The sequence below is a fragment of the Acinetobacter sp. 1566109 genome (genome assembly GCF_000582255.1).
Taxonomy (GTDB): Bacteria; Pseudomonadota; Gammaproteobacteria; order Pseudomonadales; family Moraxellaceae; genus Acinetobacter; species Acinetobacter nosocomialis.
Genome location: NZ_JEYB01000254.1, coordinates 1 through 349, shown reverse-complemented (window position 1 = coordinate 349; position 349 = coordinate 1). Strand labels below are relative to the sequence as shown.

The following is a 349-nucleotide window of genomic DNA, read 5'->3' as shown; positions in this document are numbered from 1 at the left end:
TAGTCTTTTTTTAATTATGGCTTCTCCGATTGCTAGAAATATCGATGCAAGTGAACAAGATCAAATCTTAATATCTGCTCAACAATTTGCTGATGACTGTGGTATCAAAGTCAATTCTGCTTATAAACAAATTGAAAATGCGTCAAAAAAACTAGTAGATCGGTCCTTTTCATACGTTAATGATAGGGGGAAAAGGTCTACTCTAACTGGGTAATTGATGCTACTTATGAAGATGCAGGGATATCTTTAAGGTTTACATCTATTGTTTTGGTGATGTTGAAAATTTTAGATAAATACAATCCATACACTCGTTATAAAAAAGATGTAGTTCTAAAATTAAAAAAAGACT

General features: G+C 31.2%; 1 protein-coding gene. It reads left to right on the top strand.

What is annotated here, in order from left to right:
• A partial coding sequence (locus tag J582_RS27465) for a RepB family plasmid replication initiator protein (protein WP_416202110.1) occupies positions 1–214 on the top strand: 214 nt, incomplete at its 5' end.
• Positions 215–349 lie beyond the last annotated feature (135 nt).